Source organism: Rhodococcus sp. P3_B8, assembly GCF_056402775.1.
Window position 1 is genome coordinate 1 of sequence record NZ_JBFUGT010000576.1, and the last position, 1,983, is coordinate 1,983.

Annotated in this window: 2 protein-coding genes; one reads left to right on the forward strand and one right to left on the reverse strand. The window is 66.0% G+C overall.

Translation table 11 applies throughout. The features are described 5' to 3' along the window. A partial coding sequence (locus AC1D1G_RS44720) for a protein kinase domain-containing protein (RefSeq protein ID WP_477956887.1) occupies positions 1 to 1,571 on the reverse strand: 1,571 nt, incomplete at its 3' end. A 213-nt stretch (positions 1,572 to 1,784) separates the two neighbouring features. Between AC1D1G_RS44720 and AC1D1G_RS44725 the strand changes: the two genes are divergently transcribed. Then, a partial coding sequence (locus AC1D1G_RS44725) for a transposase (protein WP_477956888.1) occupies positions 1,785 to 1,983 on the forward strand: 199 nt, incomplete at its 3' end.

Consider the following 1,983-nt stretch of genomic DNA (forward strand, 5'->3'; position numbering starts at 1 on the left):
GGACAGATTCGGGCGATGGTGACCTTGTTCTCCTCGGTCAGCTCGAATCCCGGGACTACAGCGGCGCCGCGTTCCGCGAAGAGAGTGACCGCATCGTTGCGGGGCAGTCCTTTCGGCAGGTGATCCGGATCCGGGACGGGCAGCGGGGGAATCAGAACCGCTGTTTCCCCGCCGATTCCGAGCGGTTCGCGACTCGTCGCGAGAATACGCAACCCAGGGCACGCGCGAAGCAGGATCTCGGCGAGCTTCGCGGCCGCGGCCACCACCTGCTCGCAGTTGTCCAGCACGAGCAACACTTCACGCGGGGTAAGGAACTCGACGAGCACCTCGTGCGAGGGTCGGGCAGACTGGTGACGCAACCCCAGTGCGGCCGCCACGACCCCCGACAACAGCGAATCATCGCGCAGCTCACCCAGTTCCACCAGCGTCACACCGTCGGAGAAGTTTCGTTGTGCCTTGGCGGCTGCGCGTAGAGCAAGCCGKGTCTTTCCYACCCCGCCGATTCCGGTCAACGTCACCAGCCGCGACGTCGACAACAAGTTCGTCGCCTCGGCCAGYTCCGTGCGGCGGTCGACGAAACTGGTCAGCTCCAGCGGAAGTCCACCCGTTCGGCCCGAATCCGMCGGTGACCACGACGGCCGGACTGACGCTCCGCCCTGCACCGCGGCCGGTTCGGTGTGCATTGCCATCTCGTCGACCGGGAAGCCGTGWTGCAGTTGGGACTCGCGSAGKTGCCGACCCAGTTCCACAGCGGAGGGGCGAGCGCCGGCCTCGGMGGACATGGCACGTTCGATGACAGCGCTGACCCCCTCGGAAATGCCGTGTTCGCGYGGGTTSGGAACCGGCTCGGACGTGATCCTCAGGAACTGTGCCACCAATTGCTCACCGCTTCGCCGTTCGAACGCCGCATGACCSGTGAAAGCAGCGAACAGGGTGGCGCCGAGGCCGTACACATCGGCGGCCGGACTCGGGGACTCACCGGCGACCACCTCGGGGGCGGTGAACGCCGGCGAACCCGTCACGACGCCGGCCGTGGTTTCGAACCCGCCGGCGATGTGRGCGATGCCGAAATCCGTCAGCGCAGGCTCGCCGTAGTCGGTGATCAGGATGTTCCCGGGCTTGACGTCGCGGTGCAGGATCCCGAGGCGGTGCGCGGCCGCCAGCGCGCCGGCCATCTTCACCCCGAGTCGCAACGCTTCGTCSAGYGGGAGCGGTCCGTGRCGCCGGATCCGCTCGTCGAGCGACCCCYCRGCGTGGTACGGCATCACGATGAAGGGCCGGCCGTTGCCGGTGACAYCGGCGTGGAGAACAGTGACGATATTGGGGTGACCGGTCAGCCGGCCGGCCGCACGYTGCTCACGCAGGAACCGTGCCCGGTTCTCCTCGTCGAGGTCTGCGGTGAGGACCTTSACCGCCACGGTGCGGTCGAGCGCAGCCTGCGTGCACCGGTACACGACCCCGAAACCGCCGCGGCCGATCTCCTGGGCATCCTCGAATCCGGCCGCCGCCAACTCCGCCGTGACCGAACCGGACACGTCGCGTTGCGTCGCGAATGGATCAACACCGGTCATCGGCTACATCGATTCATCCGACACAATACGTTGCAAAGGCACGGGCTTCTTTCACCCCTCAATCATGCATCCCCAACGATGTCGCGGGTAAGCCCGATCAGGCCGAGGGCGAGCAACATGGCGCCGAGTCACCGATGATGGCTCATTCGGTGGGACAGCTACTAAGAGCGTGTCTCATGTGGATGAAGTGACCTGTGGGACATAATGTGACGCGTGGTAGATGAGTTGTCACTGAGGTTGGTTCCGGATGCGTTGTGGGAGATAGTCGAACCGTTGATTCCTCCTTTTGTCGCCCGGCCGCAGGGAGGTGGCAGTGCGCCGGCCGATGACCGGGCGGTGTTCACCGCGATCGTGTACGTGCTCACCAGCGGATGTGCGTGGCGGCACCTGCCGCCCTCGTTCGGGGTAACCG